This is a genomic window from Thalassospira sp. MBR-102, assembly GCF_040549275.1.
Classification (GTDB): Bacteria; Pseudomonadota; Alphaproteobacteria; order Rhodospirillales; family Thalassospiraceae; genus Thalassospira; species Thalassospira xiamenensis.
Map to the genome: position 1 here is coordinate 644,008 of NZ_JBEPTC010000001.1, position 26,116 is coordinate 670,123.

24 protein-coding genes are annotated in these 26,116 nt (G+C 53.3%); 14 read left to right on the forward strand and 10 right to left on the reverse strand.

Features of this window, described 5'->3' with window-relative positions:
• The first annotated feature begins 2 nt into the window (after positions 1–2).
• Positions 3–905, forward strand: a complete 903-nt coding sequence (rfbD, locus tag ABIE64_RS03140) for a dTDP-4-dehydrorhamnose reductase (protein WP_354376616.1) — start codon at positions 3–5, stop codon at positions 903–905.
• A gap of 3 nt (positions 906–908) precedes the next feature.
• Positions 909–1,790, forward strand: coding sequence for a glucose-1-phosphate thymidylyltransferase RfbA (gene rfbA / locus ABIE64_RS03145; RefSeq protein ID WP_037990059.1), 882 nt, complete (start codon positions 909–911; stop codon positions 1,788–1,790).
• Between the two features lie 8 nt (positions 1,791–1,798).
• Here the strand turns inward: rfbA and rfbC are convergent, their stop codons facing one another.
• Positions 1,799–2,362 (reverse strand): dTDP-4-dehydrorhamnose 3,5-epimerase, encoded by a 564-nt coding sequence (gene rfbC / locus ABIE64_RS03150; protein ID WP_007090385.1) that lies wholly within the window; start codon positions 2,360–2,362, stop codon positions 1,799–1,801.
• Positions 2,363–2,800: 438 nt separating this feature from the next.
• On the opposite strand from rfbC, the gene groES reads away from it, so the two are divergent.
• Together groES and groL are read left to right on the forward strand one after the other, a co-directional pair.
• Positions 2,801–3,088, forward strand: coding sequence for a co-chaperone GroES (groES, locus tag ABIE64_RS03155; protein WP_007090384.1), 288 nt, complete (start codon positions 2,801–2,803; stop codon positions 3,086–3,088).
• 59 nt (positions 3,089–3,147) lie between these two features.
• A complete protein-coding gene (gene groL / locus ABIE64_RS03160; protein WP_037990063.1) occupies positions 3,148–4,803 on the forward strand; it encodes a chaperonin GroEL in 1,656 nt (551 codons plus the stop codon).
• 122 nt (positions 4,804–4,925) lie between these two features.
• Here the strand turns inward: groL and ABIE64_RS03165 are convergent, their stop codons facing one another.
• Entirely contained in the window at positions 4,926–6,020 is a 1,095-nt protein-coding gene (locus ABIE64_RS03165; protein ID WP_071241131.1) for an NADH:flavin oxidoreductase/NADH oxidase, read from the reverse strand.
• Between the two features lie 309 nt (positions 6,021–6,329).
• On the opposite strand from ABIE64_RS03165, the gene ABIE64_RS03170 reads away from it, so the two are divergent.
• A complete protein-coding gene (locus tag ABIE64_RS03170; RefSeq protein ID WP_354376617.1) occupies positions 6,330–6,833 on the forward strand; it encodes an Hsp20/alpha crystallin family protein in 504 nt (167 codons plus the stop codon).
• An 81-nt stretch (positions 6,834–6,914) separates the two neighbouring features.
• On the opposite strand, the gene ABIE64_RS03175 is transcribed toward ABIE64_RS03170, so the two are convergent.
• A complete protein-coding gene (locus ABIE64_RS03175) occupies positions 6,915–8,018 on the reverse strand; it encodes a PLP-dependent cysteine synthase family protein (protein ID WP_063095604.1) in 1,104 nt (367 codons plus the stop codon).
• Positions 8,019–8,202: 184 nt separating this feature from the next.
• On the opposite strand from ABIE64_RS03175, the gene fliN reads away from it, so the two are divergent.
• From fliN to ABIE64_RS03195, 4 genes are all read left to right on the forward strand, one after another.
• Positions 8,203–8,505, forward strand: coding sequence for a flagellar motor switch protein FliN (gene fliN, locus ABIE64_RS03180; protein WP_007090379.1), 303 nt, complete (start codon positions 8,203–8,205; stop codon positions 8,503–8,505).
• Between the two features lie 201 nt (positions 8,506–8,706).
• Complete coding sequence (locus ABIE64_RS03185) at positions 8,707–11,043, forward strand: glucose/quinate/shikimate family membrane-bound PQQ-dependent dehydrogenase (RefSeq protein WP_037990072.1); 2,337 nt, start codon at positions 8,707–8,709, stop codon at positions 11,041–11,043.
• 470 nt (positions 11,044–11,513) lie between these two features.
• Positions 11,514–13,388, forward strand: coding sequence for a ribonucleoside-diphosphate reductase subunit alpha (locus tag ABIE64_RS03190; protein WP_354376647.1), 1,875 nt, complete (start codon positions 11,514–11,516; stop codon positions 13,386–13,388).
• 40 nt (positions 13,389–13,428) lie between these two features.
• Entirely contained in the window at positions 13,429–14,457 is a 1,029-nt protein-coding gene (locus ABIE64_RS03195) for a ribonucleotide-diphosphate reductase subunit beta (protein WP_354376618.1), read from the forward strand.
• Positions 14,458–14,519: 62 nt separating this feature from the next.
• Here the strand turns inward: ABIE64_RS03195 and ABIE64_RS03200 are convergent, their stop codons facing one another.
• From ABIE64_RS03200 to ABIE64_RS03210, 3 genes are all read right to left on the reverse strand, one after another.
• Positions 14,520–15,281 carry a tetratricopeptide repeat protein gene (locus ABIE64_RS03200; RefSeq protein ID WP_354376619.1) on the reverse strand — a complete coding sequence of 254 codons (762 nt, stop codon included), beginning with the start codon at positions 15,279–15,281 and terminating at the stop codon, positions 14,520–14,522.
• 16 nt (positions 15,282–15,297) lie between these two features.
• Positions 15,298–15,651, reverse strand: a complete 354-nt coding sequence (locus tag ABIE64_RS03205) for a DUF2794 domain-containing protein (protein ID WP_007090374.1) — start codon at positions 15,649–15,651, stop codon at positions 15,298–15,300.
• A gap of 154 nt (positions 15,652–15,805) precedes the next feature.
• Positions 15,806–16,231: a hypothetical protein gene (locus ABIE64_RS03210; RefSeq protein ID WP_354376620.1), complete on the reverse strand. Its 426-nt coding sequence runs from the start codon at positions 16,229–16,231 to the stop codon at positions 15,806–15,808.
• Positions 16,232–16,686: 455 nt separating this feature from the next.
• Here ABIE64_RS03210 and ABIE64_RS03215 point away from each other — a divergent pair, with 455 nt between their 5' ends.
• The 3 genes from ABIE64_RS03215 to der all read left to right on the forward strand — a co-directional run bounded on the left by ABIE64_RS03215 (position 16,687) and on the right by der (position 20,331).
• The gene (locus ABIE64_RS03215; RefSeq protein WP_007090372.1) at positions 16,687–17,337 is read left to right on the forward strand and encodes a tetratricopeptide repeat protein; all 651 of its coding nucleotides are present in this window, start codon (positions 16,687–16,689) and stop codon (positions 17,335–17,337) included.
• A gap of 50 nt (positions 17,338–17,387) precedes the next feature.
• Entirely contained in the window at positions 17,388–18,728 is a 1,341-nt protein-coding gene (locus ABIE64_RS03220) for an outer membrane protein assembly factor BamB family protein (RefSeq protein WP_065702023.1), read from the forward strand.
• Between the two features lie 121 nt (positions 18,729–18,849).
• Positions 18,850–20,331 carry a ribosome biogenesis GTPase Der gene (gene der, locus ABIE64_RS03225; RefSeq protein ID WP_007090370.1) on the forward strand — a complete coding sequence of 494 codons (1,482 nt, stop codon included), beginning with the start codon at positions 18,850–18,852 and terminating at the stop codon, positions 20,329–20,331.
• A 45-nt stretch (positions 20,332–20,376) separates the two neighbouring features.
• Here der and ABIE64_RS03230 read toward each other — a convergent pair whose 3' ends face one another.
• Together ABIE64_RS03230 and ABIE64_RS03235 are read right to left on the reverse strand one after the other, a co-directional pair.
• Positions 20,377–20,961: a TlpA disulfide reductase family protein gene (locus tag ABIE64_RS03230; protein WP_354376621.1), complete on the reverse strand. Its 585-nt coding sequence runs from the start codon at positions 20,959–20,961 to the stop codon at positions 20,377–20,379.
• A gap of 129 nt (positions 20,962–21,090) precedes the next feature.
• Positions 21,091–22,128 (reverse strand): aldo/keto reductase, encoded by a 1,038-nt coding sequence (locus ABIE64_RS03235; RefSeq protein ID WP_354376622.1) that lies wholly within the window; start codon positions 22,126–22,128, stop codon positions 21,091–21,093.
• 103 nt (positions 22,129–22,231) lie between these two features.
• Here ABIE64_RS03235 and ABIE64_RS03240 point away from each other — a divergent pair, with 103 nt between their 5' ends.
• Entirely contained in the window at positions 22,232–23,137 is a 906-nt protein-coding gene (locus ABIE64_RS03240; RefSeq protein WP_354376623.1) for a LysR family transcriptional regulator, read from the forward strand.
• A 262-nt stretch (positions 23,138–23,399) separates the two neighbouring features.
• The gene (locus tag ABIE64_RS03245; RefSeq protein WP_233421766.1) at positions 23,400–23,828 is read left to right on the forward strand and encodes a c-type cytochrome; all 429 of its coding nucleotides are present in this window, start codon (positions 23,400–23,402) and stop codon (positions 23,826–23,828) included.
• Positions 23,829–23,902: 74 nt separating this feature from the next.
• Here the strand turns inward: ABIE64_RS03245 and ABIE64_RS03250 are convergent, their stop codons facing one another.
• On the reverse strand, positions 23,903–24,616 hold the full coding sequence (locus ABIE64_RS03250) for an SDR family NAD(P)-dependent oxidoreductase (protein ID WP_063095622.1): 714 nt from the start codon (positions 24,614–24,616) through the stop codon (positions 23,903–23,905).
• Positions 24,613–26,073, reverse strand: coding sequence for an amidophosphoribosyltransferase (purF, locus tag ABIE64_RS03255; protein WP_354376624.1), 1,461 nt, complete (start codon positions 26,071–26,073; stop codon positions 24,613–24,615). Before purF ends, ABIE64_RS03250 begins: the two co-directional genes overlap by 4 nt.
• Between the last annotated feature and the right edge of the window lie 43 nt (positions 26,074–26,116).

The following is a 26,116-nucleotide window of genomic DNA, read 5'->3' on the forward strand; positions in this document are numbered from 1 at the left end:
TGATGATTAATGCACTTGTCTTTGGCGCAAACGGCCAATTGGGAAGAAGTCTGGCGCTATGTGGCGCGGCTTTTCCGAAAGTCCGTTTGACACTCTTGGATCGAAGCAAGTGTGATTTATCTGATCTGTCGACAATTGCTTCGGCCATTCGGGACAATCAACCGCATGTGATCATCAATGCTGCTGCTTATACGGCTGTTGATCTTGCCGAAAATGATCGTGAGAACGCCTATCATATCAACTGCGATGCTGTTGATATGATGGCCCGGGCTGCCGACGATCTTGATATTCCGCTGATCCATTTTTCAACCGATTATGTTTTTGATGGCGCGTCACAGCGCCCATACTGCGAAGATGATCCGGTCGCGCCACTTGGCGTTTACGGTGCCAGCAAACTGGCAGGCGAATGCGCGGTGAGGGCTGCGGCTAAGCGCCACCTTATTTTGCGCACAGCCTGGGTTTACAGTCCGTTTGGCAAGAATTTCGTGAAAACGATGCTGGGATTAATGGCGCAACGTGATGTTCTGACGATTGTGAATGATCAGCATGGATGTCCGACATCGGCAATTGATCTGGCGAATGCGACCTTGCGATTATTACCGGTGATACTTGATCTGAACTTTAACGGGTTTGGGACATACCATCTTGTTTCCGATAATCAGATGACGTGGTTTGATTTCGCCAAACGTATTCAGGATGCAGCGATTGCGCAGTTTGGGGCAAATTGGACTGGGAAAAATTGCAGGATCGATCCGGTAAACTCGGATGCCTTTCCAACGATTGCCAAGCGTCCAGCCTATTCCATAATGTCGACACAGAAATTTACCGATACTTTCGGTTATGGGCTGCCTGATATTTCGGAAAGCCTTCCGACATGTTTGAACAACCTTGAAGCGGGCAGATAGAAAATGCGTAAAGGCATCATTCTTGCGGGCGGAACCGGATCGCGGTTGCATCCGTCGACAATGGTTGTGTCAAAGCAGCTGTTGCCGGTTTACGACAAGCCAATGGTCTATTACCCGCTGACGACATTGATGTTGGCCGGGATCAGGGAAATCCTTTTGATCAGTACGCCGCGCGATTTACCGTTATTTCGTGAGCTGTTGGGTGATGGTCAGAGGTGGGGGCTTCAGATCGAATATGCAGTTCAGGAAGAGCCCCGCGGTCTTGCCGATGCGTTTCGGGTTGGGGCTGCATTTATCGGCGATGACCCGTGCTGTCTGGTTCTGGGGGATAACATATTTTTCGGGCATGGCCTGACCGAGCTTCTGGTCAACGCGATGAAGCAGACCACCGGCGCAACGGTTTTTGCCTATTATGTGCAGGACCCTGAACGTTACGGTGTCGTCGAATTCGATAACAAGGGAATGGCAAAGGGAATTGAAGAAAAGCCGAAAGAGCCGAAATCGAATTATGCCGTGACCGGGATGTATTTCTATGACGCGCAGGTCGTTGAAATCGCAAGATCCATAAAACCATCGGCGCGTGGCGAGCTTGAAATTACCGATGTCAACAATGCGTATCTGGAACGCGGGCAGTTGCATGTGGAAAAGATGGGGCGCGGATATGCCTGGCTTGATACTGGAACCCATGGTGCGATGCTTGATGCCGCAAACTTTGTTGAAACAGTAGAAAAGCGGCAAAGCCTTAAAATTGCTTGTCCCGAAGAAATAGCATTACGCACAGGTCTGATTGATGAGGGGCAATTTGAAAAGCTGATTGATGCCTTTGGTGCCAGCTCGTATCGCGACTATCTAATATCCGTTTTGCGCAGCCTGCATCGGATGTAGACGACAGTTCAGTTTTCGTCTCTAACTGTTTCAAGATACTTTTTGAACGACATCGCATTGGTATCTTTGGCTGACAGTATCAGCTGGCTTTCATCCATCGGCCAGTTGATGCCAAGATCCGGATCGTTCCATAGAATAGCATGCTCGGCCGAAGGGGTGTAAGGCCTGCTGACCTTGTAGACGACTTCTGTGTCGGGGGCGAGCGTCAGAAAACCATGAGCAAATCCGCGCGGAACAAAAATCTGGTTCCAGTCATCGGCGTTGATTTCGGCAATAACCGATTTGCCAAGTGTTGGCGAATTGGGACGAATGTCGACGGCAACGTCTAGGATTCGACCGCGCAGAACCCGAACGAGTTTGTCTTGGGCATACGGTTCGCGCTGGAAATGCAGGCCGCGCAAAACACCGGGGCTTTTGGAAAAGGAATGGTTATCCTGAACGAAATCCTGCGTGATTCCGGCCTGTGAAAACTCCTCCTGATTATAGGTTTCGGAGAAGAATCCCCGCTCGTCTTCGAATTTTCTCGGGAAGAGCAGTTTGACCTCGGGAATTTCCAGAGATTCGATCTTCATAAAATCACCATTTTGGGACCCAAGTGGTCCAGTCGGGCTAATGACCTGCAAGACGAATATCCTACTTAGCATAACTTATAAAGATGCGTTGGGGATTTGGTTAAATCAACGCCAATGAGTTTATGCTGGCGAATGAAGAATTTCGGAAATCGTGTCACAATATTGCCCTTTGTCATGTGAGGTGTCGCGTGATAGGCATGGCATCAGAAAATGATCGTGGCGCGGCGCGTGGGCGAAGCGCGTCGGCTTCATTCTCGCAAGTGCGAGAAAATCCCCAAAATCATGATATTTTTGCGTCCTTTTGCTCTCTTCTGTTGACAAATTCCGATGGCTTCAATACATGCTGTTAGCACTCGCCGGGGGTGAGTGCTAATACGGGCTCATCCCGGTTAGTTTTAGTTTAAAACGAGCCTTAGCTTAAACACGGAGTTGTCTAACATGAAGTTCCGTCCGTTACATGATCGTGTGCTGGTCCGTCGTGTCGAATCCGACACCAAGACTGCCGGTGGCATCATTATCCCGGATACCGCGAAAGAAAAACCGCAGGAAGGCGAGATCATCGCTGTCGGTTCCGGTGTTCGCAAAGAAGACGGCTCGCTTGTCGCGCTTGACGTCAAGGCTGGTGACAAGGTTCTGTTCGGCAAATGGTCGGGCACCGAAGTCAAGGTCGATGGCGAAGAGCTGCTGATCATGAAAGAGTCCGACATTATGGGCATCATGGAATAAGTCAGCCTTTTGGTGACTTAAATCCACGTTCATCCGTCTCATAGAGAGGAAAGAATATTATGGCTGCTAAAGAAGTGAAATTCTCCACCGACGCCCGCGCCAAAATGCTGCGCGGTGTCGACATCCTTGCTGATGCCGTTAAAGTGACGCTCGGCCCGAAAGGCCGTAACGTTGTCATCGAAAAATCCTTTGGCGCACCGCGTGTGACCAAGGACGGTGTTTCGGTGGCCAAGGAAATCGAACTTTCTGACAAGTTCGAAAACATGGGCGCACAGATGCTGCGTGAAGTGGCTTCCAAAACCGCCGATCTGGCTGGTGACGGCACCACCACCGCAACCGTTCTGGCACAGGCAATCGTTCGTGAAGGCAACAAGTCCGTTGCTGCAGGCATGAACCCGATGGACCTGAAACGCGGTATCGATCTTGCGACGACCAAAGTAATTGAAGCCATCCAGAGCCGCGCACGTAAAGTGTCGGGCAAGGACGAAATCGCACAGGTTGGTAACATTTCGGCCAACGGTGACCGTGAAGTCGGCGACATGATCGCTGAAGCCATGGAAAAAGTTGGCAACGAAGGTGTTATCACCGTCGAGGAAGCCAAGGGCCTGCACACCGAACTCGACGTTGTCGAAGGCATGCAGTTTGATCGTGGTTACCTGTCGCCGTACTTCGTAACCAATCCGGAAAAGATGGTTGCCGAACTCGACAACCCGTATGTTCTTCTGTTCGACAAAAAAGTTTCCTCGCTGCAGCCGCTGCTGCCGCTTCTGGAAGCTGCCGTTCAGTCGGGAAAGCCGCTTCTTATCATTGCTGAAGACGTCGAAGGCGAAGCTCTTGCGACCCTCGTCGTCAACAAGCTGCGCGGCGGTCTGAAAATCGCTGCTGTCAAAGCACCGGGCTTCGGCGATCGTCGCAAAGCAATGCTCGAAGACATTGCCATCCTTACCGGTGGTCAGGTTGTCTCAGAAGATCTTGGCATCAAGCTTGAGAGCGTTACGCTCGATATGCTCGGTACCGCGAAATCGATCACCATCACCAAAGAAGAAACCACCATCGTTGATGGTGCCGGTGAGAAAGCCCAGATCGAAGCCCGCGTTGGCCAGATCCGTGCACAGATCGAAGAAACCACTTCGGATTATGACCGCGAGAAACTGCAGGAACGTCTTGCGAAACTCGCTGGCGGTGTTGCCGTGATCAAAATCGGTGGCGCTTCGGAAATCGAAGTGAAAGAACGCAAAGACCGCGTTGACGATGCCCTGCACGCAACTCGCGCTGCTGTTGAAGAAGGTATCGTTGCTGGTGGCGGTACGGCTCTGCTGTACGCGACCCGCGCTCTTGACGGTCTTGAAGGTGTAAACCATGACCAGACCATCGGTGTCGACATCGTTCGTCGCGCGCTGCAGGCTCCGGTCCGTCAGATCGCTCAGAACGCAGGTGTTGATGGCGCAGTTGTCGCTGGCAAGCTGCTTGAGCAGGACGATGTTGAATTCGGCTTCGACGCCCAGAAAGGTGAATACACCAACCTGGTCAAAGCCGGCATCATCGACCCGGCCAAAGTTGTTCGTACTGCCCTGCAGGACGCAGCATCGGTCGCAGGTCTGCTGATCACCACCGAATGCATGATCGCTGAAAAGCCGGAAGATAAATCCTCCGGTGGCGCGCCTGACATGGGCGGCATGGGTGGTATGGGCGGTATGGGCGGTATGGGCTTCTAAGCCTTACCACCAACCGACCTTCTTGCTACGGAAAGGGTCTCGCATTTGCGAGGCCCTTTTTGTTTTTGTATCGATTGCGATAAAAATCCCCGCAATCAGATGAGTTGCGGGGATTTTTCAGATTAACCGAACAGCTTTTTAAGTGTGCGTGGCTGACAGCGCAGATACTGATTGGCCGCCTTGACCTCGGCACCAAGGCTTGCTGCCGCATGCCACGGCCAGCGCGGGTCATAAAGAATGCCACGCGCCAGCGCAATGGCATCGGCCTGACCGGTGAAGACAATGGCCTCTGCCTGTTCTGCTTCGGTAATCAGGCCAACCGCGATGGTGGTCATGCCGGTTTCCGATTTGATGCGATCTGCAAAGGGGACCTGATAGTTCGGGCCAACGGGGATATTCTGATCGATGTGAAGACCGCCAGATGACACATGGATAAAATCGCAACCGCGTTCCTTCAGGACACGGGCCAATTCGACGCTTTGATCAATATCCCAGCCGCCTTCGACCCAATCAGAAGCCGAAATCCGAATGCCGACCGGTTTGGCAGGATCGAAAGCTGCGCGAACTGCATCATAAACCTCGATCACGATCCGCATACGATTTTCAAGCGATCCGCCATAGTCGTCATCGCGTTTGTTGGAATGTGGTGAGAGGAATTGATGGAGCAGGTACCCGTGTGCCCCGTGAATTTCGATGGCATCAAGACCAAGTCGATCCGCGCGCTTGGCCGCATCGGCAAAGCCCTGAATGATTTCGCGGATGCGTGAGGTGTTGAGTGCCTCTGGTTCCGGGTCGCCTGCACGGAACGGAACAGCGGACGGGGCAACAACCTGCCAGCCATTTTCATGATCCGGTGCAATGGCGCCACCACCATCCCAAGGCTTTTCGCAGGATGCCTTACGCCCGGCATGGGCAAGCTGGATGGCAATTGGCATGTCGGAATGGCTGCGCACAGCGGCGAGGGTCTTGCCAAGGGCTGCTTCGGTTTCATCGTCCCATAGTCCAAGATCGCCATAGGTAATGCGGCCTTCGGGTTCAATCGCAGATGCCTCGATTATCAGAAGGCCGGCACCGGATTGGGCAAGATTGCCAAGATGCATGTCGTGCCATGCCGTGGCTTTACCGTTATCGGCGGAATATTGGCACATCGGCGCTATGACAATGCGGTTTTCCAGTTCAAGCTTGCCAAGGCAGAGCTGCGTAAAAAGGTGGCTCATGGAGGTGTCCTGTATCAGTGGGGGCAGGGGTTCCTACCGACAATGACATGAAGCTAGTTGGAAATTGCAGTTCGCGCCATAGGGATCCAAGGCTTTTCCGTCTTGTGGAATGGTCGGCCAGATAAGGACACCGATGAGGGCGAGATAAGGAGCTAAAAAATTTTCAAAAAAATGCGTGCACCTACTTGCGGAAAAATGACCCTGATCTATTTGTTGAATCGAAGGGCCATGGTGGCCTTGTACGCGTCAGGGTTGCAGCATGTCTGGACCTGTGGCGCAAGAACTACCTGTCTGTTTAGGAGGGTAATTATGACTGGTCTTCAGACTGTAAATGGTACTGCTCGTCGTCTGGCTTCGCGTCCGGCATATGGTGATCCGTTTGGTGTTTTCGGACGTGATTTTGATCGTATGATCGGCTCGATCTTTGGACGTGACGGGCTTGTGAATTCTGCTGGTGCAAGTGGTGACGAGGTGTCGCAAAAGATTTTGACCCCGCGCATCGACGTCCACGAAACTGATGACAATATCGAACTTGCCGCCGAACTTCCGGGTGTTGAACAGGACGATGTTGATGTGTCGGTACTTGAAGGTGTCCTGACGATTACGGGTGAAAAGAAATCAACCCGTGAAAGCAATGATGGTGCCCGTGTTATTGAGCGCACCTATGGCAGCTTCAAACGTTCATTCCGTCTACCTGATACCGTCGATGCAGACAAGATTGCGGCATCGTTCAAGAACGGTGTCCTGACGCTCACTCTCCCTAAAGTAGCGGAAGTGAAGCCGGAGCCGCGCAAGATTGCGATTTCCGGGTAAGTTTTGCCTCAACCTTGATGAAGCACCTGAACGGGCGGAGAAATCCGCCCGTCTTTTTTGTCTGCGGTCGCATGGCGATGGTTAGTGAGCCGTGCAGCAATCCATCGGCATTTCAAACACACCGGTTTTATCGAAGGCTTCGAGGGCGGCATGCCAAGGGTCAAGGTCGATGCCCTGTTTGGTGATCCAGTCGGGATTGTAATAGGTATCGCGATAGCGATCACCGCCATCGCACAGAAGGGTAACAACCGATCCGCTTTCGCCGGTCTTTTTCATCTGACTGATCAGTGACAGGGTGGCGATCAGGTTGGTGCCGGTCGACCCGCCGCAGCGACGGCCCATATGTTTTTCCAGATATTGCAGGGCGGCGAAGCTGCCGGCATCCGGTACGCGGATCATGTGATCGACGACGTTGGGATTAAAGCTTGGTTCAACGCGCGGGCGACCGATGCCTTCGACGCGTGATGCCTTTTGCCCGGTGATGTCACATTTGCCGGTTTCATAAGCGTCATAGAAAACAGAGTTTTCCGGATCCGCGACGCAAAGTTCGCATCCCATGCCAAGGATCTGTCCGTAACGGATATAGCGACCAATGGTAGAAGATGTTCCACCCGTACCGGCACCAACAATGATCCAGCGCGGAACAGGGTGGGGTTCGCGTTTGAGCTGGTCAAAGATGCTTTCAGCGATATTGTTGTTACCCCGCCAGTCAGTTGCGCGTTCGGCATAGGTGAACTGGTCCATGTAATGGCCGCCCAGTTCCCGCGCCAGGCGTTGGGATTCGGCATAAATCTGGCCGCTGTGTTCGACCAGATGGCTTTCGCCGCCATAAAAGGCGATCTGATCGATTTTCTGTTGCGATGTTGATTTGGGCATCACCGCAATAAAGCGAAGCCCCAGAAGGCGGGCAAAATAGGCTTCGGACACGGCAGTGGAGCCGCTTGATGCCTCGATGATCGGGGTGTCTTTGGATATCCAGCCATTGCAAAGGCCATACAGGAACAATGAGCGCGCCAGGCGATGCTTCAGGCTGCCGGACGGATGGGTCGATTCATCCTTGAGGTAAAGCCCGATGCCATCAAGTGACGGCAGATCAAGACGGATCAGATGGGTGTCTGCAGACCGGTTGAAGTCGGCTTCGATGATATTGATGGCATCAGCCACCCATTGGCGATCGTAGCTCATGAAAAGTCCTGTATTTCTGTTTGGCGCTGGTGACGCGGATCGTTGAAGGTTTCTTCATGTAGGCGATTATTATACAGAAAACTACCGTAAATTTTGCGAATAAGCTTGCTAACACTTTTTTCAAAGCTAACCTCTAGAATAGAGTTTCGCGATTCTTCCATTTTATCCGGGTGATCTGGTTACCATGGCTAAAAACGACGACGATCCTTTTGCCAAACGTCACGCTGCATCTGAAATCGGGGCGGCGTATGATGTGCCGGTACGCGTATCGACCGTGATCGGCAAAAGCCAGATTCAGGTTGCACAATTGATGCGCCTGACCCGCGGTGCGGTTCTTGAACTGGATCGCAAAGTGGGGGAGCCGGTTGATATTTACGTCAATAACCGGTTGGTGGCACGTGGGGAACTCGTTGTCGTGGATGAAAACCTGGGTGTAACGATCACCGAAGTTGTTAAATCCGGCACCATTATCGAGACCCATCACTAAGAGATTTTCCAAAGAACTCGGCCATTTTGCAAACCACCGGATTGTTGGCAGCCGGTGGTTTTTATTTTTCCCGATGTTGGTTGGAACCGGTGTTGCTGTCTGTGCGTTCTGGAACAAATGCCGATACTGCCTTTAACCTGCCATTTTGTGGTCAAAGGCTGTGTCTTATGTCCCGCTTTTACGCACAACGAGGACAATCTCATGATCAATATTCTGACATCCGGGTTGCTGGCCTTGATCGGACTGGCACTTGGTGCCGGGGGCGTCTGGCTTATTTTGCTGGATGGTAGCTGGTATTATGCATTTGCCGGATTGGCATTTCTGATTGCCGCGGCTCTTTCATTCGCAAAACGACCTGTCGTTTTACCGTTTTACGCACTTTTCATGATCGCAAGCCTTGGCTGGGCCGTTTGGGAAGTCGGGTTTGACTGGTGGCAGTTGGGACCGCGCGGTGGTTTGATTGTCTTGATCGGCCTTTGGCTTGCCATGCCTGCCTATCGCAAGACGCTTCTGGTCGGACAGCCAGTGCCGGAAGTCAAACCAACACGTTCGTTCGTGCTGGAGGGCAGCCTTGTCCTGGCGATTGTTGTTGCGGTGTATTCGATGATGAATAACCCCCATGCAATCGAGGGCCAGTTAAACGACAGCCCGGTTGTTTCCAATCCTGACCTGGGCGGCGATGTTCCGGCAGGTGATTGGCATCAATATGGACGGACACCGTTCGGGCAACGTTATTCGCCTCTTGATCAGATCAACACCGATAATGTTGCGACACTTGAACAGGCGTGGGTTTTTCAGACCGGCGATGTCAGGCGGTCCGAAGACGTGCCTGAAACGACCTATCAGGTGACCCCCCTTAAGATCAATGACACGCTTTATCTGTGTACGCCGCATAGCTGGGCAATGGCGATTGATGCCAAAACCGGGCAGGAAAAATGGCGGTTTGATCCGGAAGTTCCCGATAATACCGACCGGCAGCACCAAACCTGCCGAGGGGTGACATTCTATCAGGATACCGCGATGTCAGCAGATGCATCGTGTGCCGCACGGGTGTATCTGCCGACGTCGGATGCGCGACTGATTGCCCTTGATGCTAATAACGGCGAGATTTGCGCCGACTTTGGTGATCAGGGAACCGTCCATCTGGAAGAGGGCATGCCCTACAACCCGGCCGGATATTATTATTCTACCTCGCCGCCGGTTGTTGCTGATGGCAAGATCATTATTGGCGGCGCGGTGAATGACAATTATTCGACCAAATCCCAGTCGGGTGTCATTCGTGCCTATGACGTCAATAGCGGTGAGCTGGTGTGGAACTGGGATTCTGGCAATCCGGAACAGACCGAACCGATCCCCGAAGGTCAGACCTATACCGCGAATTCACCCAATAGCTGGTCAGTGTCGAGCGCAGATGAGGAGCTCGGCATGATCTATGTGCCGCTGGGCAACAAGGTGCCCGATCAATTGGGTATGGGGCGTAGTGAAGAGGTTGAAACCTATTCATCATCCATCGTTGCGCTTAGCCTTGAAACCGGACAGGTCCAGTGGGTGCGCCAGACGGTGCATCACGACCTTTGGGATATGGATGTTCCGGCCCAGCCCGCGTTGCTCGATATCACCACATCCGATGGTGAAAATGTCCCGGCACTTGTCGGACCGACCAAGCAGGGTGATATCTATGTCCTTGATCGCCGAACGGGCGAACCGATCATTCCGGTTAGGGAAGTTCCCGCACCTGGCGGTGCGATCCCGGAGGATTTCACGGCGCCGACACAGCCGGTATCGGACCTGACCTTCATGCCCGAACCGCTGACGGAAAAGGACATGTGGGGCATTACACTGTTTGATCAGCTGGCATGTCGCATTCAGTTCCATCAGTTGAAATATGAAGGCCGTTACACCCCGCCTTCTTTGGAAGGGACGCTGGTTTATCCCGGTAATTTCGGCACATTCAATTGGGGCAGTGTGGCGATTGATCCCGAAAAACAGATCATGTTCGGCATGCCGACATATCTTGCTTTCACATCGCAATTGATCCCACGCGACGAAGTGCCGCCGCGCGGTACGGAAAAAGCCAGCGAGATGGGGATCAACCGCAATGAAGGCGCGCCTTATGCAGTCAATATGGGGCCATTCCTGTCACCAGTTGGCGTACCGTGCCAGGCTCCGCCATGGGGCTATGTCGCGGGGGCGGACCTTCGCACTGGCGAGGTTGTTTACAAGCATAAAAACGGTACGGTTGAGGACATGACACCCCTGCCATTACCGTTCGAGCTTGGTGTGCCAGGCATCGGTGGTCCGATCATCACCAAGGGTGGTGTGGCGTTCCTTGGTGCGGCGGTTGATAACTACTTCCGTGCCTATGACGTCACCACGGGCAAACAGCTTTGGGAGGCGCGGCTGCCTGCTGGTGGGCAGTCAACGCCGATGACCTACACCACCGATGACGGCACACAATATGTGCTGATCGTTGCTGGTGGGCACGGTTCCATCGGAACCAAGGCCGGTGATTACGTGGTGGCCTATAAACTGCCCTAAGCACGTTTCGAATATCTGTAAAAAGCGTCCGGTTTGTCCGGGCGCTTTTTGTTTGGGACAATTCAAATCGGGAATCGCAACTGGCGTTTTGCGAATTTGTAGGATGCTGATCACCCCAAACTCAACCTTTGGGATCAAGCTGTTCGCAAAAATTTTGCTGATCTTTTGCTTGACCGCAGGGGGAGTAAAAAATGCCTTTGCCGCGAATCATTGGATATCCGGGATTGTAACGGAACTGATACAATCAATTGACGATTTTTTATTCATTCCCACTACATATTGTGTTTTCAATCCGGCTTTGAGCAGGCATAACCATTTTCAAACGGGCATTGGAAACGGCTATTTTTCATGATCTGGCAGGCCGTCAACCGGGGCCGGATCAGGCAAACGCCGTTTGATGAAGATAACAAACAGGAAGCGGATCGCCGCCAACGTGCGACCGTTCAGGTAAGGGGACTACAAGCATGAAGATGCTGGATGTGGTGCAGCACGAAAAAGGTGCGCGCGTTATTGTTGATCGTTCGCGCGATGCATTGCTGACTGACTTTGGCAAGGCGGTTTTGAATGACCGTTATCTGATGCCGGGCGAAAGCTATCAGGATCTGTTTGCGCGCGTTGCCAGCTACTATGGTGACAACGAAGCGCATGCGCAGCGTCTTTATGATTATATTTCCAAGCTCTGGTTCATGCCCGCCACTCCGATCCTGTCGAATGGCGGGACCACGCGAGGCTTGCCGATTTCCTGCTTCCTGAACGAGGCAGACGATAATCTTGGCGGTATTGTGGATATCTGGACAGAGAATGTCTGGCTTGCGGCACGTGGCGGCGGAATCGGTTCGTATTGGGGCAATCTGCGTTCGATTGGCGAGAAGGTCGGCAAGAACGGTAAAACATCGGGCGTGGTGCCGTTTATCCGTGTGATGGACAGCTTGACACTGGCGATCAGTCAGGGATCGTTGCGCCGCGGATCGGCCGCGGTTTATATGCCGGTCAGCCATCCAGAGATCGAAGAGTTTTCCGAGATGCGCCGCCCGACCGGTGGTGACCCGAACCGCAAGACGCCGAACCTGCATCAGGGCGTTGCGATTTCGGATGCCTTCATGCGTGCGGTCGAAAATGATGAAGAATGGGCGCTGACATCCCCCAAAGACGGGCATGTTGTCCGCAAAATCAGCGCGCGTTCATTGTGGATACGGTTGCTGACATCGCGCGTTGAAACAGGCGAGCCCTATATGCTGTTCATCGACACCGTGAACCGTGCGGTGCCGGAACACCACAAGCTGGCCGGGCTTAGTGTTAAGACGTCGAACCTGTGTTCGGAAATCACGTTGCCGACCGGCAAGGATCATCTGGGCGGGGATCGCACTGCTGTTTGCTGCCTGTCGTCGCTGAACCTTGAACATTATCTGACCTGGAAGGATGACACGCAGTTCATCGAAGATATTCTGCGTTTCCTTGATAACGTGCTTCAGGACTTTATCGATCATGCGCCCGATACCATGGCGCGTGCGAAATATTCCGCGATGCGTGAACGTTCGGTTGGTCTTGGCGTGATGGGCTTCCATTCCTTCCTTCAGTCGCAGAAAGTGCCGCTTGAAGGGGTGATGAGCAAGGTCTGGAACAAGCAGATTTTTGATCACTTGAAAAAGCATGCCGATGCTGCGTCCGAGAAGTTGGCGGAAGAACGCGGTTCATGCCCGGATGCGGCCGAATACGGCATCAAAGCCCGTTTCTCGAACAAAACCGCGATTGCGCCGACCGCATCGATTTCGATCATTTGCGGCGGTGCTTCGCCGGGAATCGAGCCGATGGCGGCGAACTCCTACACCCACAAGACGCTTTCGGGCTCGTTTAACGTGCGTAACAAGTATCTTGCCGAGGTTCTGGAAGAAAAAGGTCGGAATAATGAAGAAGTCTGGACATCCATCACGGTGCATGAAGGATCGGTTCAGCATCTTGATTTCCTGTCTGATCTGGAAAAGGACATCTTCAAGACTGCGTTCGAGCTGGATCAGCGCTGGCTGATCGAACTTGCCGGTGATCGCACGCCGATGATTGATCAGGCACAGTCACTGAACATCTTCCTGGCGTCGAATGTTCATAAACGTGACCTGCATCAGATCCATTTCCAGGCATGGAAAAAGGGGGTCAAAAGCCTTTATTACTGCCGGTCGAAATCGATCCAGCGGGCCGAGGTGGTTGCGAACATTCCGGGGCGTGCGAAGTCGAATGATGACGATATGCCAAGCCCGGAAAGCTCGTTTGAAATCCCGGCACTGGTTGCGGCCGCCGCCGCACAGGCATCCAGCGAACCCGATTATGATGAATGTCTCGCCTGCCAGTAAAGCGGCTTTAGCACACAGAAATTTTGCGAGAAGTGACAATATGTCTGACGATAAAGTAATTGATCTTCTGACGGAAAACCCGGTCTACAAGCCGTTCCGTTATCCGTGGGCCTATGAGGCGTGGCTGACCCAGCAGCAAATTCACTGGCTGCCGGAAGAAGTGCCGCTGGCCGATGACGTCAAGGATTGGAACCACACGATTTCCGATGCCGAGCGCAACCTGCTTACGCAGATTTTCCGCTTTTTCACTCAGTCGGATATCGAGGTCAATAACTGCTATATGCGCCATTATACGCGCGTATTCAAACCAACCGAAGTCCAGATGATGCTGGCGGCATTTTCCAACATGGAAACCATCCATGTAGCCGCCTATTCGCACCTTCTTGATACCATTGGCATGCCCGAAGCCGAGTATGAGGCCTTCTTCCAGTACAAGGAAATGAAGGACAAATACGACTATATGCAAATCTGGGGCATTGGTCCGGAAGACGAGTATACCGATGAGCATGGCGACCTGCGTTTAACCACACAGGGCAAGCGGAACATCGCCAAGACGCTTGCGGTGTTTGGCGCCTTTACCGAGGGTTTGCAGCTGTTTGCGTCATTCGCGATGCTGATGAATTTCCCGCGCTTTAACAAGATGAAGGGCATGGGGCAGATTGTCACATGGTCGGTTCGCGATGAAAGCCTGCATTGCGAAAGCATCATCCGCCTGTTTAGGACATTCTGCAAAGAGAACCCGGAAATCTGGGATGAGGAAATGCGCAGCGACCTGATCGAGGCCTGCAAAACCATCGTCAGTCACGAAGATGCGTTTATCGATCTGTCCTTCGAAGCCGGTGCGGTGCAGGGCCTGACAGCGGAAGATATAAAGAAATACATCCGCTATATCGCTGATCGCCGCCTTAGCCAGCTTGGTCTTGAGGAGCAATACGGGATTGAACAGAACCCGTTGCCATGGATGGATGCGATGCTGAATGCGGTCGAGCACACCAACTTCTTTGAAAACCGCGCGACGGAATATTCAAAAGCCGCAACGCGCGGTACTTGGGACGAAGCATTTTCCTGATCCTGGTCACGGAACGAATATCATGCAAAAGGCCGCCTTCGGGTGGCCTTTTGTATTCTGGTTCAGGGAACAGCCAATTCCTGTAGCCGTTTGTCAACACGTCTGATTTCTTCAAGGCGCAGCTTTGGTTCAAGATTGGTAATTGCCGTTGCCGGGTCCATTTCAAGTTCGACACCGGGTGGCAGGGGGCGTGGGCCAAGGGCTGAACGGCGCAGCCAGTAATAGGCATCAGCATAATCCTGTTCTATACCCCAGCCGCGTTCCAGCATCGCGCCGAGCATGAATTGGGCGGCATGCATGCCTTTTTCGGCGGCGATCCTGTAATAATGGGCGGCTTCAACATAGTTTTGTTCCGCTCCACGCCCGTGAAAATACTGTTCGCCAATCAGAAAGGCGGCATCGGTATTGTTCCCGTTGGCATGAAGAGCGCGTTTAAAGAATTCTGTGGCGCGGAACTGGTCATAGCGCAGCCCCCAGCCATTGAAATACATCAGCCCAAGGTAATAGATTGCATTTGCATGATTAGAGCGTGCTGCAAGGGCAAACCAATCTGCCGCCTGTCGGTAGTCCTGTGGTCCGGCAAGACCGCGATAGTAAAGCAGGCCAAGCGCATATTGCGCACGTGGATCGTCTTCCTGTGCGGCAACGCGCCACTGTGCGCGGGCCATTTCATAATTCCCCGCCTGATAGGCCTTGTAACCACTGGTGTAGTCGGCCTGTGCCGGTGGAGCATGAAACGTATATGCCGCCAGAACAAGAAAACCACACAGGATGGTGCGATTGCCGCGATTGGGCGAGAAGAAAGCAAGTATGGAAAGGAGCAAAAGGCGAAACCGATCTTTAACGGGATTTGAACAGCGGGACGACTTTGCGTGCACGTTTTTCAACGGCATCAAGAACGTTCTGGATTTCCGAGCTTTGTTTAATTTTTTCACCGCTGTGAAGTGCTACGAAATGCCCGGCATTCTTGTGATCCGCACCAAGTTTGATGACGGTGAATATGGCTGTTTCGTGTGAGGAACGGAAGATGGAGAACATGGCCATGCCATCAAGGTGATCAATGGCATAGTCGCGCCATGCACCACTTGCGACTTGTCTGGAATAAGTGTTCATGAGCTGCATCAATTCAGTCCGGTCGAAATGCACAAAGCTTTTGGCTTTGCGGTATTGAGCCAGATTGAACAATGTACCCATGTCTTTCTCCGGACGTAATTTCAAAAGGCCGGGGTAGAGCGTTTATGACGCTCTGATGACACGGTAGCGCGGTTTATCCGCAGCCTCAAGTTTGAAAGGGCCGGGATATGAAAATTTTTACAAATATATGTGTGATTTCAGTTGGTTGAGGTGATTACAGGCTGCGTGATCGTGTTGGCGGCCAGTCAACGGTTTGTGCACCGGTGTTATAAGGATCGGGTGTGCGATAGCAGCTGACGGCGGCCAAGGTGCGATAGCAATAAAGTGGCGGTTCCGGGACCGGGTCCTTTTTGCAGTATGATTTGCCATCGATCTTGCGGATGGTCGAACAATCGCGGCCAGTCGAAAGGGAAACGACGTGGTCAATCAGGGTTTTGTCGGTGTTGATGATGCTGACAACGTCGAGCGCGATATACCATTCAACACCGGTGAAGATGTGTGTACCTGCAATGTCGGATGCGGTGGTATCGCAGCCTGCGACCCCGGCACCAAGCAGCGTTGCGAATAATCCAGCCAGAACGCGCTGACGGATTATACGTTTCGCCTCTTGTCGGCTTTGGGCCTTGTGCAAGCTTTTCATCCTGATCTCCGTGCATCGACCGGTCAGTATTTGCCCGGTAGCGATTAAAATTCCGTTTCCCGAATATACAAATGCAATCCATGTGCCGTTTTGGGTGAAGCAGATACTGTTTTTGATGTTGGGACGGATTGGCCACATTTCAGCCGGGTTTGGCAATTAACCGGACGGCAGATTATGATTTTAGCGGCAGATTTTCGTTCGGGTTAAGGTCTGGTCCTGCATCGCAGGCGGCAATTCTTTCCTTTGATGGTTGTTCACTGGATCAAAAACAACGTGATGGGGGGGCAGTTTTGCGCGTGAAATACAGCATTGCGGGATTTAATTGCGATATTGGCGGCTCCTGATGTGCAGCGGACTTGACCCCTTGCGTACTGGCGCGTTAAATCCTTGCCGGAATTAATTCTGACAAGCGGGCAGGTTGCCCGCTTTCTTTTGATCGGATTGGAGCGGTTTTCGTGGTTGATATTTTCCAGGAAGTCGAAGAAGACCTCAAGCGCGAGCGCAATGAAGCGCTGTGGCGCAAATACGGCAAATACATCGTGGGTGTGGCGGCCGTGATCGTGCTGGGTGTTGCCGGACGTGAAGGCTGGAAAAGCTACGAGGAAAATTCGCGCATCGAAAACGGCACGCGCATGGCAAATGCCATTGAACTGGCACAGGCTGGTGAAGAAAAGCAGGATGCGGCACTGGGTGCGCTTGATGCGATCATTGCCGATGGCGATGCCGGTTTTGTCGCCCTTGGTCATTTCCAGAAGGCGGCAATTTATCTTCGCGCCGGGGCGAAAGATTCCGCGGTCGCCGAGCTTGAGGCAATTGCGGGTAACAGCGACGTCGAAAAGATCTATCGCGATCTTGCCGTGGTTCAGATTGCGATGAACAACGCCGACGCATCAAATGCCAAGGATTTGGTTTCGCGTTTGGAACCGATCGCTGTGCCTGAAAATCCCTGGTACTACTCGGCACGTGAAATGATCGCGATGCTTCATATCGCAGCAGGCGAGGTAGAGGCAGCAAAGCCGCTGCTGACCGAGATTGCCGATGACAGCGAAGCACCGTCAGGCATGCGCGCCCGCGCAAGTGAAATTCTGAAAGCCGTTGGCGCCTGATTGGCGGGAATGGCACAGGCAACCTGTTCACAGGGACTGGATCAGAGGATATGGTTTTGAGACCACGCAACATTAAATCCCTTTTGTGCGTCATGGGCATGTCGGTTGCCGTTTCTGCATGCTCAAGCTGGCTTGGAGAATCCGAAGATCCGCCGCTTCCCGGTGAACGCCTTGCGGTTCTTTCGCTTGAAAGCACGGTTCAGCCGGATGCCGAATTGAGCGATCAACGCGTGATCCTGCCGGAACCGGAGCCGATGGAAGACTGGCCGCAGAACGGTGGTCTGCCAAGTCATGCCCTGCATCATGTCGGTCTGGACAACGATGTGCTGCGTCAGGATTGGTCTGTTGGTATCGGGGAAGGATCGATGGATGACAATCTTCTGCTCAATCAAGCGATTGTGGCGCGGGGTGTGGTGTTTACCATTGATGCCGACGCCGTCGTTCGTGCGTTCAGTGCCAAATCGGGCAAGCGTATCTGGTCGCTTGAACTGGCGAAGGACGAGGACGAAGACAGCACGCTTCTGGGCGGTGGTCTGGCCTACGAGAATGGTATTCTTTATGCAACCACCGGCTTTGCTGAGGTAATTGCGATTGATGCTCCCAGTGCAACCGTGATGTGGCGCTCACAGGTAACCGCCCCGATGCGCGGCGCGCCGACGGTTCGTGGTGGGCGCGTGTTCGTTGTGACGGTTGATAACCAGACTGTCGCACTGAACGCAATGACCGGCGAGACACTTTGGAGCCATCGCGGCGCATCTGAAGGTGCTTCCTTTATCGGTGGTGCAAGCCCGGCGGTTGACCAAGGGGTTGTTATTTCGGCTTACACGACCGGTGAAATGTACGCGCTTCGTGTTGAAAACGGTCAGGTGATCTGGTCCGATGCGCTGGCATCGGCGGGGCGCACCGATGCGGTTTCGGCGATTGCCGATATTCGCGGTCTTCCGGTGATTGACAATAATCTGGTGATCGCCACCAGTAATGCCGGTTTGACGGTTGCGATTGACCTTCGCACCGGGTACCGCGTCTGGGAACTGGAAGCCGGAGGCATCCAGTCGCCGTGGGTTGCGGGCGATTATGTTTTCATCCTTACCAACACAAATGACCTGATAGCCTTGCGTCGAGACACCGGACAGGTTAAATGGGTGACTGCTTTGCCGCGTTTTGTCGATCCCGAAGATCAGGAAGGCCCGATGGTATGGACCGGTCCGGTCCTGGTTGGTGACCGGTTGATCGTTGGAAACGAGCAGGGCGAAATCATGACTGTTTCCCCGTATAGTGGCGAGATCATTGGCAAGGATGAAGTTTCCGGCCCGATCACCTTGCCGCCTTCTGTTGCGGGTGACAGTCTTTACTTCCTGACTGCGGATGCCGATCTAATCGCGTATCGCTAACAGGTAGAACACAGTTTTTGCGAAAGATCCGATCTTTTGCCTGATATGCGCGTGCGCCGGAACGGGGTAAACTGCCCCTCGGCGCACATCGCCGTTTTATAACAATGAGTCTGAAAGTCAGATGTCGCTGAAAGTAGCCATTATCGGTCGCCCCAATGTCGGGAAGTCGACCTTGTTTAACCGTCTGGTCGGCAAGAAGCTGGCGCTGGTTGATGACCAGCCGGGCGTCACACGTGATCGCCGTTATGGCAGGGCGCGTCTTGGCCATATGGGTTTCGATATTATCGATACCGCCGGTCTGGAAGAGGCATTTGACGATTCAATCGAAGGCAAAATGCGCCAGCAAAGCGAAATGGCCTTTGAAGAATGTGATATTGCGTTTTTCCTGATCGATGCACGTGCGGGCCTGACCCCGCTTGACAATCACTTTGCCGATTGGCTGCGCAAACGCAAGAAGCCGGTTTATGTGATTGCCAACAAGCACGAGGGCAGGGATCAGGATGCAGGTCTGTACGAGGCTTATGGCCTTGGTCTTGGCGATGTTGCGCCGATTTCAGCCGAGCATGGCCTTGGCATGGAATTGCTGATAGATATCATGCGCCCCCATTGGGAAGAATATCGCGACAAGCAGCGCAAGGCGCGCAAGGAAGGCGATATTGCTGCCATCGATGACGATTTCGAAGATGACGAGATGGACGAGGACGATGGTTCTTTCCCGTCCTTTGAAATCGAATATGACGAAGACGATGAAGGCGAGGAAGAAGTTGTTCGCAAGGACAATTCGAAAATCCAGCTTGCGATTGTCGGCCGTCCAAATGTGGGTAAATCAACCCTTCTGAACCAGCTTTTGGGTGAAAACCGGGTAATGACCGGTCCGCAGGCTGGTTTGACCCGTGACTCGATTGCTGTTGACTGGTCCTATGAAGGCCGTCCGATCCGTCTGGTCGATACCGCCGGAATGCGCCGCAAGAAGAAGATTGATGATCGGGTTGAAAAGCTGTCTGTGACCGATACCTTGCGCGTGATCCGCTATGCGCAGGTGGTTGTCATTATGCTCGATGCGACCAATACGCTTGATAAACAGGACCTGACGATTGCGCGTATGGTTCTGGAAGAAGGTCGTGCGCTTATCATTGCGGTGAACAAGTGGGACGCGGTCAAAGACAAATCCGGTGTGATGTCGGCTTTGCGCGACAAGCTTGATACGTCCTTTGCGCAGGCCAAGGGTATTCCGATCCTGACATTCTCGGCCCTTACCGGTCGCGGGACAGATACCTTGATGCCGACAGTCCTTGATATCTATGATATCTGGAGCCGCCGTATTCCGACCTCGCAGCTGAACCGCTGGCTTGAAGCCATTACCGAACGCCATCTGCCGCCGGTTATTTCCGGCCGTCGTATCCGTCTGCGGTATATGACCCAGGCGAAATCGCGTCCACCAAGCTTCTTTATCAACTGCTCCAAGGCGGCCGAGCTGCCCGAAAGCTATACGCGCTACCTGATTAATGGTCTGCGCGAGGATTTCGACATGCCGGGTGTTCCGATCCGCATTTATCTGCGTAGCAGTGACAACCCCTATGGCAACAAGAAGAAAAAACGATAGGGCCTGAGTGCAGAGGCATCAACGGGGGCAGGAATGCCTCCGTTTTTATTTGGCAGGCTCCAAAAGACGGTCAATGAAATCGGCAGCATTGTCTGACTGCCAGTCGACCAACCCGGTTACATAACCAAGAATATGGCCATCACGATCAAGGGCATATGTGATCGGCAGACCATAAAGGGCAAACTCGGCATTCTTTGGATTGTCATGGTTGCTATAAGCGGTTTCGCCGTTCGGATCGACGAAAAGGTCAATATTTTCAAGGCCCAAACGGCGGTAAAAGGGAATGGCAGCCAACAACCCGTCTTCATCTATCGAGACCGGAATGATGACAAGGTCATCATTGGAATGGTCATAGGCCAACTGATCAAGCGACGGCATTTCAGCCATACAGGGCAGGCACCAGCTGGCCCAGAAATTTACCAGTACCACCTTGCCGCGATAGGTCGTGATACTGGTCTGCTGATTTCGCCGGTCATAAAATCGGGTGTTGCGCGCAATCCGTTTTGGATCAAGTTCGACAAACTGGCTGCTTTCGCCAATCAGCGACAGGGGTGACGTTTCAGTCCCCCCGATGGCAGGTGCCGTGATAGTAAATATTACAGAAACGATGAGGCAGCGCAAAAATCGCATCGGGTATCCGTGGCATGATTAAACCGGATGTTCCGACTAACCGTTGATGTTGGCAAAGACAAGACAGAGCCGATCAATCCGTTGTGATCAATACCGGGTGATCGGCCCTGTTGCAGGTATTTGTAATCCTTATGCAAATAATGGCGGGTTTAGTCGGGCGAAGCCTTCCTGGATGTAATAAGGGTAATGCGGGTAGGGTGGTTGCCTTTTGCTGACGGCATCAAGGCGGGCAATTTGTTCGCTGGAAAGAGACCAGCCAACCGCCCCCAGATTGTCGCGCAATTGCTGTTCATTGCGTGCCCCGATAATCACAGATGCCACCGTAGGGCGGTGCAGCAGCCAGTTGATGGCAATCTGTGGGACGGTTTTGCCGGTTTCGGCACTTAGTTCATCAAGCACATCGACAATGTCATAGAGATGGTCTTCATCAACCGGCGGGCCGAATTGTGCGGTTTGATGCAGGCGGCTGCCATCAGGGATCTGCGTGCCGCGGCGGATTTTACCGGTCAACCGGCCCCAGCCCAAGGGGCTCCAGACCAGTGCGCCAAGTCCCTGATCCTGCGCCAGCGGCATCAGGTCCCATTCGTAATCGCGCCCGACCAGTGAATAGTAAACCTGATGGGCGACATAGCGGCTGTAACCAAGGTGATCAGATACGGCGAGTGATTTCATGATCTGCCACCCGGCAAAATTTGAAACGCCGATATAACGCAGCTTCCCGGCGCGTACGAGGTCATCCAGCGTTGACAGGACTTCCTCGACCGGGGTGAAGGCGTCAAAGGCGTGAAGTTGCAGCAGATCAATGTAATCGGTCCCCAATCGTTTCAGGGCGGCATCGGTTGCCATGATCAGGCGGTGGCGCGAGGTGCCAAAGTCATTCGGGCCATCGCCAACCGGCAAGGCCAGTTTGGTCGACAGGATGATTTTGTCGCGGCGTCCTTTAATGGCTTCGCCCAGAACCTGTTCGGACGCACCGTCGGAATAGACGTCGGCACTGTCGAACATGTTCAAGCCTGCTTCCAGGCTGATATCGATCATGCGGCTGGCTTCGCGGGCGTCAATTGTACCCCATGCACCGAACAGGGGGCCCTGGCCGCCAAAGGTACCGGCCCCAAAGCTGAGTGCCGGGACACGCAAACCGGAATTCCCCAATTGTCTGTATTCCATTGTTTTCTCCTTCACTGGAAATGGTTTATGAGGGGAATATGGACAAATGGCTTATTTTCAACTAGTGCTATCCGAAGAAGAAGATTTGTGAGTTGAATTCACTGTGGCGCGACTTGAAACCAACCGATCCGGCGAGATGGAAGTCTTCGTGCGTGTTGTTGAACGCGGCGGGTTTTCTGCTGCGGCACGTGATTTCAACATGACACCATCCGCCGTCAGCAAGCTTGTCGGTCGTTTGGAAGACCGGCTGGGTACGCGATTGTTTAACCGGTCGACCCGCAAGCTGCATCTGACATCCGAAGGGCAGCGGTTTTATGAACGCGCACTTGATATCATTGCGGATATTAATGAGGCAGAACAGGAAGTCGCAACCGCAATGGCACCGCGCGGGCGGTTGCGCGTAACGGCCAACGTGCCTGTCGGGTTGCATCGTCTTTTACCGTTGGTGCCGCTGTTTCGGGAACGGTATCCCGATATCACGCTGGACGTGACAGTCAGCGACAAGGTGATGGACCTGTATGAGGAACGTGCCGATGTGGCGATCCGAAGTGGTCCGTTACAGTCATCCGGACTGATTGCGCGCAAGCTTGGGCAATGCCGGATGGCAATTGCCGCCTCCCCGTCATATCTTGAAAAACACGGACGACCAACGACCGTGGATGCGCTGCAAAGCCATACATTGATCGGATACAATTTTCAGCGTGTTCTTCCTGACTGGCCGTTTCGGGTAAACGGGCAGGACGTTTCGGTAACCCCGGGTGGTGTGTTTGACGTTGCGGATGCCGAAAGTGCGCGTCAGTTGGCCCTTGCAGGGGGCGGTATCGTGCGGCTTGCAAGGTTCCACATCGATGCGGAAGTCGCGGATGGCAGGCTTGAAGTTTTACTGGATGAATTTTATCCCGGCGGCGGTGTCGATATTAACGCCGTTTATATTGGCGGGCGAGGGCATTTACCCGCCCGTGTTCGAGCATTTTTGGATTTCTGCGCCGAAAACATCCGTCTGAATTGAAAAAAACACGCGTTGATTATTGCGTTGAACAAGTGGGGCGCGTTGCAGGACAAGGCCGATGAGATGTCGGTGCTCCTTTTCGCACATGGGGTCGTGCAAAACGGTTTGCAGTTTCGTTGATACGCTTGTCTCGTGGCATAGGCTTCTTTACAGTCGCAACGCTGCACCGTTTGGAGCCAAGCAAGCAACCTAAGGACTTTATATGCACCAGCATTTTTCTTTTACTCGCCCTTTGGGGCTATCCTTTGCCGTTGGAATCGCATTGGCGGTAGGATTTTCGGGTTTCGGTGTGGTTTGGGCGCAGAATGACACCAACGCCGGCGCTGCTAATATTGTTTATCCGGAAATGGATGCCCTGCGCGGTAAAAAGCTGTTTGCCGAGCGTGGTTGTGTTGTTTGCCACGCCGTGAATAATGTCGGCGGAGATATCGGACCGGGGTTTGATGCCAGCAATATCGATCAGTCATTAAACCCGTTCGATTTTTTTGCGCGGATGTGGCATGGCGCGGATGAGATGCTGCATTTGCAGCGCGCTGATCTTGGCTATCAGATTGATTTCAACGGTCAGGATCTGGCCGATATCTATGCTTTCGCGCATGACAGAGAGGCACAGGAAAGCTTCACCGAGGATGATCTGAGCGACCGTATTCGTGAGATCATCGATAATGGTCCGTCGGTCACATTTGAATAGTAAGTCCCCGGATTACGCAAATACCAAAAAGGCCGGACATATGCCCGGCCTTTGTCATTTCAGGTCACTTTGGCTTAGTATGCGTTGACGACCTCGGCATGTTTTGTGCAATCGGTTGCGGCCAGATCGACAAACACATCGGTGATGCTTTCAGCTGTCGGAAGGGTTTCCGGGTCTTCACCCGGATAGGCCTCTGCGCGCATCTTTGTGCGGATGCGGCCCGGATTGACCAGATTAACACGCAGGGGCGTTTCTTCGACTTCCTGGGCATAGGACAGCACCAGACTTTCCAGCGCGGCCTTGGTCGACGCATAAAGGCCCCAGAAAGCACGTCCCTTGGACGAGGCATTCGAGGTCACAAAGATCGCTCGACCAGCATCGGAAAGACGCAGAAGTTTATCGACACTGCGGATCAGGCGGAAATTCGCCGTGACATTCGTCGCATAAGTGTTTTCAAAAACCTGTGTATCGATATGGCCGACCGGGGCAAGTTCCCCCAGAAGACCGGCATTGCCGACGACGATGTCCAGTTTGCCAAAGCGTTCATAGATCGATGCTCCCATGGCATCGATCTTTTCATACATGGTCAAATCCATGGGCAGCAAAACAAGTTTGCCGCCATCAGCCCGGATTTCATCATCAAGTTCTTCGAGCGCACCGACATTACGACCCAGCGCAATAACAGTGGCACCTTCGGCAGCAAAACGTTTTGCAACCGCGCGACCGATCCCGTGCGAGGCTCCTGTGATCAGGGCAACGCGGCCTTCAAGGCGCTTCGCATCACTCATGCGGACTGCCTTTCGACAAGCTGGCTAAGTTTGCGGTCCTTGTTTTCGGCCTGATGATCGACCAAACGGATCGGATAATCACCGGTGAAGCAGGCATCACAGAAGGCCGGACTGTCATTGTCGCGTCCCGTGAGACCGGCTGCGCGATAAAGGCCGTCAATGGTGACAAAGGCAAGGCTGTCGACACCAATGATCTTTGCCATGCTTTCGATGTCGTGATTGGCCGCCATCAGTTTTTCCTTCGACGGTGTATCAACACCATAGAAGCACGGATTGGTGGTTGGCGGGCTTGCGATGCGCATATGCACTTCGGCAGCACCAGCCTGACGGACCAGATCGACAATCTTGGTCGAGGTGGTACCGCGAACAATGGAATCGTCGACCAGAATAACGCGTTTGCCCTTAAGCTTGCCGGGGTTGGCGTTGTGTTTCAGCTTCACGCCAAGGTGGCGGATCTGATCGGTCGGCTCGATGAAGGTACGACCGACATAGTGGTTGCGGATGATGCCCAGTTCGAACGGGACGCCACTTGCCTCGGCATAGCCAAGCGCGGACGGAACACCTGAATCGGGGATCGGTACGACCACATCGGCATCAACACCGGATTCCAGTGCCAGTTCGCGACCGATATTCTTGCGCACGTCATAAACGCTTGTGCCTTCGACGATGCTGTCGGGGCGGGCGAAATAGACATGTTCGAAAATGCAGAAACGCGATTTGACCGGTTTGAACGGCTTGATCGATTTGAGGCCGTCATCCGTGATTTCAACGATTTCGCCAGGTTCGACGTCGCGAATGAATTCCGCGCCAACGATATCAAGGCCAACCGTTTCCGATGACAGAATATAGCTTTCATTCAGCTTGCCCAGAACCAGCGGACGTACACCCAAGGGATCACGTACACCGATCAGCTTTTTCTGGGTCATGACCACAAGGCTGTATGCGCCTTCGACCTGACGAATGGCATCAATCAGGCGATCCACGATTTTTTCATACAGGCTGGTTGCGATCAGGTGAATGAATGTTTCGGTGTCCGAGGTCGACTGGAAGATCGAACCACGTTTTACAAGACGCTCCCGCACGGCAAGTGCGTTGGTCAGGTTCCCGTTATGGGCAATCGCCAGACCGCCGAATTCGAAATCTGCAAAGAGTGGCTGCACGTTGCGAAGGCCTTTGCCCCCGGCCGTGGAATAGCGCACATGGCCGATGGCACGGTGGCCTTGCAGGCTTTTTATTACGTCTTCAGAACCGAAGATATCGCCGACCTGACCGGATGCCCGGTGCGCAGGAAAATCTTCGCCGTCATAGGAAACGATGCCGGCGGCTTCCTGTCCGCGATGCTGAAGCGCATGCAGGCCAAGGGCCGTCAGGGCCGCCGCATCGGGCGATCCGAAAACACCGAAAACACCGCATTCTTCACGCAGCTTGTCGTCGTCAAATGGATTGGTGGTCAGCATGAGTGGGTTCCGCTCTCTCGCCGGTGGCGCAGGATACCGCACC

Coding starts and splice junctions, on each gene's coding strand:
- ABIE64_RS03195 (WP_354376618.1), top strand. CDS start 13,429: ATGTCTGACGATAAAGTAATTGATCTTCTGACGGAAAACCCGGTCTAC.
- ABIE64_RS03170 (WP_354376617.1), top strand. CDS start 6,330: ATGACTGGTCTTCAGACTGTAAATGGTACTGCTCGTCGTCTGGCTTCG.
- ABIE64_RS03250 (WP_063095622.1), bottom strand. CDS start 24,616: ATGAGTGATGCGAAGCGCCTTGAAGGCCGCGTTGCCCTGATCACAGGA.
- ABIE64_RS03190 (WP_354376647.1), top strand. CDS start 11,514: ATGCTGGATGTGGTGCAGCACGAAAAAGGTGCGCGCGTTATTGTTGAT.
- ABIE64_RS03175 (WP_063095604.1), bottom strand. CDS start 8,018: ATGAGCTACGATCGCCAATGGGTGGCTGATGCCATCAATATCATCGAA.
- fliN (WP_007090379.1), top strand. CDS start 8,203: ATGGCTAAAAACGACGACGATCCTTTTGCCAAACGTCACGCTGCATCT.
- purF (WP_354376624.1), bottom strand. CDS start 26,073: ATGCTGACCACCAATCCATTTGACGACGACAAGCTGCGTGAAGAATGC.
- der (WP_007090370.1), top strand. CDS start 18,850: ATGTCGCTGAAAGTAGCCATTATCGGTCGCCCCAATGTCGGGAAGTCG.
- ABIE64_RS03185 (WP_037990072.1), top strand. CDS start 8,707: ATGATCAATATTCTGACATCCGGGTTGCTGGCCTTGATCGGACTGGCA.
- groL (WP_037990063.1), top strand. CDS start 3,148: ATGGCTGCTAAAGAAGTGAAATTCTCCACCGACGCCCGCGCCAAAATG.
- ABIE64_RS03220 (WP_065702023.1), top strand. CDS start 17,388: ATGGTTTTGAGACCACGCAACATTAAATCCCTTTTGTGCGTCATGGGC.
- ABIE64_RS03235 (WP_354376622.1), bottom strand. CDS start 22,128: ATGGAATACAGACAATTGGGGAATTCCGGTTTGCGTGTCCCGGCACTC.
- groES (WP_007090384.1), top strand. CDS start 2,801: ATGAAGTTCCGTCCGTTACATGATCGTGTGCTGGTCCGTCGTGTCGAA.
- rfbC (WP_007090385.1), bottom strand. CDS start 2,362: ATGAAGATCGAATCTCTGGAAATTCCCGAGGTCAAACTGCTCTTCCCG.
- rfbA (WP_037990059.1), top strand. CDS start 909: ATGCGTAAAGGCATCATTCTTGCGGGCGGAACCGGATCGCGGTTGCAT.
- ABIE64_RS03230 (WP_354376621.1), bottom strand. CDS start 20,961: ATGCGATTTTTGCGCTGCCTCATCGTTTCTGTAATATTTACTATCACG.
- ABIE64_RS03205 (WP_007090374.1), bottom strand. CDS start 15,651: ATGGGTACATTGTTCAATCTGGCTCAATACCGCAAAGCCAAAAGCTTT.
- ABIE64_RS03165 (WP_071241131.1), bottom strand. CDS start 6,020: ATGAGCCACCTTTTTACGCAGCTCTGCCTTGGCAAGCTTGAACTGGAA.
- ABIE64_RS03210 (WP_354376620.1), bottom strand. CDS start 16,231: ATGAAAAGCTTGCACAAGGCCCAAAGCCGACAAGAGGCGAAACGTATA.
- rfbD (WP_354376616.1), top strand. CDS start 3: ATGATTAATGCACTTGTCTTTGGCGCAAACGGCCAATTGGGAAGAAGT.